Origin of the sequence: uncultured Thermomonas sp. (assembly GCF_937872235.1) — a bacterium.
Taxonomy (GTDB): domain Bacteria; phylum Pseudomonadota; class Gammaproteobacteria; order Xanthomonadales; family Xanthomonadaceae; genus Thermomonas; species Thermomonas beijingensis.
The window spans coordinates 1-4,735 of record NZ_CALMPC010000101.1 but is presented as its reverse complement, the minus strand read 5'-3'; the positions used below and the strand labels follow the sequence as shown (position 1 = coordinate 4,735).

General features: G+C 61.4%; 3 protein-coding genes and 1 tRNA gene. All 4 read left to right on the top strand.

Annotated elements, in window-relative coordinates; translation table 11 throughout:
* The first annotated feature begins 130 nt into the window (after window positions 1-130).
* The 4 genes from QWB57_RS09090 (at window position 131) to cysN (ending at window position 4,714) form a co-directional block, all read left to right on the top strand.
* Window positions 131-217, top strand: a tRNA-Leu gene (locus QWB57_RS09090).
* 25 nt (window positions 218-242) lie between these two features.
* Complete coding sequence (locus QWB57_RS09085) at window positions 243-1,868, top strand: FMN-binding glutamate synthase family protein (protein WP_288969225.1); 1,626 nt, start codon at window positions 243-245, stop codon at window positions 1,866-1,868.
* A 9-nt stretch (window positions 1,869-1,877) separates the two neighbouring features.
* Window positions 1,878-2,810 carry a sulfate adenylyltransferase subunit CysD gene (gene cysD / locus QWB57_RS09080; RefSeq protein WP_288969226.1) on the top strand — a complete coding sequence of 311 codons (933 nt, stop codon included), beginning with the start codon at window positions 1,878-1,880 and terminating at the stop codon, window positions 2,808-2,810.
* A gap of 5 nt (window positions 2,811-2,815) precedes the next feature.
* Window positions 2,816-4,714: a sulfate adenylyltransferase subunit CysN gene (gene cysN / locus QWB57_RS09075; RefSeq protein ID WP_288969223.1), complete on the top strand. Its 1,899-nt coding sequence runs from the start codon at window positions 2,816-2,818 to the stop codon at window positions 4,712-4,714.
* The last annotated feature ends 21 nt before the right edge of the window (window positions 4,715-4,735 follow it).

Genomic DNA, 4,735 nt, shown 5'->3' with positions numbered 1-4,735 from the left:
GCACGACCTTGCCAAGGTCGGGGTCGAGGGTTCGAGTCCCTTTTCCCGCTCCAGTGGTCTGAAGCCTCGCTCACGCGGGGCTTTGTTTTTTCGGTCGATTGGACCTGCCATGACGTAAGCTTGCACCCATGCCTGGGTGGCGAAATCGGTAGACGCACCGGACTTAAAATCCGTCGGTCGCAAGACCATGAGGGTTCGAGTCCCTCCCCAGGCACCATTGCAGCCACGCATTTGGAGGTGCCATGTCGCGCTATACCGCTTATGCCGCCAGCATTGCGCTGGCTTTCGGCGCGTTGGCACTGGCGCAGTGGCACCCGCATGCGTGGTGGGCGGTAGCAGTGTTTGCCGGGTTGGCGCTGCTGGGGACGCTGGACATGTTGCAGCGCAAAAGCACGCTGCGCCGCAATTTCCCGATCCTGGCGCATTTTCGCTATGGGCTGGAAACCATCGGCCCGGAGATGCGGCAGTACTTCATCCAGTCCGATACCGAGCGGGTGCCGTTTTCTCGCGAGCAACGCGCGTTGATCTACCAGCGTGCCAAGCATGTCAACGACGTGCGCCCGTTTGGCACCTTGCAGGACGTGTACGGCGTGGATTACGAATGGATCAACCATTCGATGGCACCGGCCGAAGTGGCCAATCACGATTTTCGTATCACGATCGGCGAGGACTGCGCGCAGCCGTATTCGGCCAGTGTCTTCAATATTTCCGCGATGAGTTTCGGTGCATTGTCGGCAGCGGCCATTCGCGCACTCAATGGCGGTGCCAAACGGGGCGGGTTCTATCACGACACCGGCGAAGGCTCGATTTCGCCGTATCACCGCGAGGCCGGCGGGGATTTGGTGTGGGAATTGGGCTCGGGCTATTTTGGTTGCCGCAATCATGACGGCAGCTTCAATGCCCAGCGCTTCACCGAACAGGCGCGTGATGCGCAGGTGAAAATGATCGAGGTCAAGCTGTCGCAGGGCGCAAAGCCTGGCCATGGCGGGGTGTTGCCGGCGGCCAAACTCAGCGCCGAAATTGCCGCCACCCGCGATGTGCCGATGGGCCAGGATTGCGTCTCGCCGGCGCGCCATTCGGCATTCTCCACGCCGCTGGAGTTGCTGCAATTTGTCGCCCATTTGCGTGAGTTGTCGGGTGGCAAGCCCACCGGCTTCAAGTTGGCGCTGGGGCATCCATGGGAATGGTTTGGCATCGCCAAGGCGATGCACGAAAGCGGTCTGCTGCCCGATTTCATCGTGGTCGATGGCGCTGAAGGTGGCACCGGCGCGGCTCCGGCGGAATTTGTGGATCATGTGGGCGTGCCGATGCACGAAGGTCTGATGTTGGTGCACAACACGCTGGTGGGTGTGGGGCTGCGGGATCGCATCAAAATCGGCGCGGCTGGCAAGATCACCAGCGCCTTCGACATTGCACGCACCTTGGCGATGGGCGCGGATTGGTGCAATGCCGCGCGCGGTTACATGTTTGCGCTGGGCTGCATCCAGTCCTTGAATTGCCATACCAATCGCTGCCCCACCGGGATTGCCACCCAGGACCCGTCGCGCTGGAGGCATCTGGATGTGCCCGACAAAACCACCCGCGTGTTCGAGTTCCACGACAACACCCTGCGCGCCCTGCGCGACTTGTTGTGCGCGGCGGGGTTGAGCCACCCGGATCAGTTAGGCCCGGAACACATCCTGCGTCGGGTCTCGCCCACCGAGGTGCGCTCGCTGGCTGCACGCTACCGCTATCTGGCGCCGGGCGTGCTGCTGCGCGGTGATGATCCGGGGCATGCGGTGTTCCGCGACTATTGGGACACGGCGCGTAGTGATGCCTTTATGCCGCCTGCGAATGTCCTGGAGCTGCGTGGCAGCAAGGCCAGCTGATACTCTTTGCTGCATCAAAAACGTGTTGTTGCTGCCTTGACTATCTCACTGTCTCATTTGGATCGGCTTGAAGCCGAAAGCCTGCACATCCTGCGCGAAGTGGCCGCCGAGTTTCAAAACCCGGTGCTGTTGTACTCAGTGGGCAAGGACAGCTCGGTGCTGTTGCACCTGCTGCTGAAAGCGTTTTATCCGGCGCGTCCGCCGATTCCGCTGTTGCATGTGGATACCGGCTGGAAGTTTCGCGAAATGATCGCCTTCCGCGACCAGCGTGCCGCCGAAACCGGCGTGCAGCTGCGCGTGCATCAGAATCCCGATGGCGTGGCGCAGGGCATCAGCCCGATCAGCCACGGTGCCACCGTGCATACCGATGTGATGAAAACCCAAGGCTTGAAGCAGGCGCTGGACAAGTACGGCTTCGATGCCGCCATTGGCGGTGCCCGCCGCGATGAAGAAAAGTCGCGTGCCAAGGAACGCATCTTCAGCTTCCGCAACGCCCAGCACCGCTGGGATCCGAAGAGCCAGCGCCCGGAGTTATGGAATCTGTACAACGCGCGCATCCACAAGGGCGAATCAGTGCGTGCCTTTCCATTGTCCAACTGGACCGAGCTCGACATCTGGTTGTACATCTATCGCGAAAACATCCCGGTGCCTTCGCTGTATTTGGCTGCGCAGCGCCCGGTGGTGGAACGCGATGGCGCATTGATCATGGTCGATGACGATCGCTTGCCGCTGCGTGAGGGTGAAGTGCCGATGCACAAGCAAGTGCGTTTTCGCACGCTGGGCTGCTACCCATTGACCGGCGCGATTGAATCACAGGCCGACACGCTGGAAAAAATCATTGCCGAAATGCTGGTGGCGACCACCTCGGAACGGCAGGGGCGGGTGATCGACCACGATCCCACCGCCTCGATGGAAAAGAAAAAGCAAGAGGGCTATTTCTGATGCGCATGGATGATGCCAACGCGCAGGTGGCCGCCTACCTGCAACAGCACGAAACCAAAGGCCTGCTGCGTTTCATCACTTGCGGCAGCGTGGACGATGGCAAGAGCACCTTGATTGGTCGCCTGCTGCACGACACCAAATTGCTGCTGGACGATCAAGTCAGCGCGCTGGAAGCCGACAGCCGCAAGCATGGTACCCAGAACGGCGAGATCGACTTTGCGTTGCTGGTCGATGGGCTGGCGGCCGAGCGCGAGCAGGGCATCACCATTGATGTGGCCTACCGCTTCTTCGGGACTGATCGCCGCAAATTCATCGTCGCCGACTGCCCCGGCCACGAGCAGTACACCCGCAATATGGCCACCGGCGCATCCACCGCGGATTTGGCAGTGGTGCTGGTGGATGCGCGCAAGGGGCTGCTCACCCAGACCCGTCGCCACAGCTACATCGTCAAACTGCTCGGCATCAAGCGGGTGCTGCTGGCCGTCAACAAGATGGACTTGGTCGGTTTCGATCAGGCCGTGTTTGAGGGCATTGCCGGGCATTACCGTGCGCTGGCAGCGCAGCTGGGGATCGCGCATGTGGACTGCATCCCGCTGTCGGCATTGCGCGGCGACAACATGGTCACGCGCTCGGCAGCCATGCCGTGGTATCACGGCCCGGCACTGCTGGAACATCTGGAAACCGTGCCGGTAGAAGGCTCTTCGGCACATGCCGCATTCCGCATGCCGGTGCAATGGGTATGCCGGCCGAACCAGGATTTCCGCGGCTTTGCCGGCACCGTGGCCGCCGGTAAAGTGGCGCCTGGGGATGCGGTTGTTGTGCTGCCATCCGGTCGCCGTTCCAGCGTGGCGCGGGTGGTGACGGCCGACGGCGACTTGGCGCAGGCAGTCGAAGGCCAAGCCGTCACCTTGACGCTGGCCGATGAGATCGACGCCAGCCGCGGTGATGTGATTGCCGCCGTGTCTGATGTGCCGGAAGTGGCCGATCAATTTGCCGCGCACCTGTTGTGGATGGGCGATGCGCCGCTGCTGCCGGGGCGCCCGTACCTGCTCAAAGTGGGGGCGCGTACCGTGGGCGCCTCCATTACCGAAATCAAGCACAAGGTGGACGTCAACACGCAGGATGCGCTGGCCGCCAAGCATCTGGAGTTGAATGAAGTTGCGGTGTGCAATCTGCATCTGGATCAGCCCATCGCATTTGCCCCTTATGCCGATAACAAGGTGCTGGGTGGCTTCATCCTGATCGACCGTCAAAGCAATGCCACCGTCGCCGCCGGCACGCTGGATTTCGCACTACGTCGCGCCGGCAATATCCATTGGCAACATCTGGATGTGGACAAGGCTGCACGTGCACGCAGCAAACACCAAAGCCCGCGTTGCCTGTGGTTTACCGGCCTGTCCGGTGCCGGCAAATCCACCATCGCCAACTTGGTGGACAAGAAACTGCTGGCGATGGGGCGGCACGCCTATGTGCTGGATGGCGACAATGTGCGGCATGGCCTGAACAAAGATCTGGGATTCACCGATGAGGACCGGGTGGAAAATATCCGTCGCGTCGCAGAGGTGGCCAAACTCATGGTGGATGCCGGCTTGATCGTGCTGGTCAGTTTCATCAGCCCATTCCGTGCCGAACGCGACATGGCGCGTAGCCTGTTCGATGCGGGCGAATTCCTGGAAGTGTTCGTGGACACGCCACTGGCCGAAGCCGAACGTCGCGATGTCAAAGGCCTGTACGCCAAGGCGCGGCGCGGCGAGCTGCGCAACTTCACCGGGATCGATTCACCTTATGAGGCGCCGCTGACACCCGAGCTGCATCTGCGCACCGATGCCGCCGACCCGGTGGCGTTGGCGGATGAAGTGGTGACTGCATTATTGCAGGCACAAAAAAACGGCCTAAGCCGTTGATTTGATTGGTGGGCGGTGCAG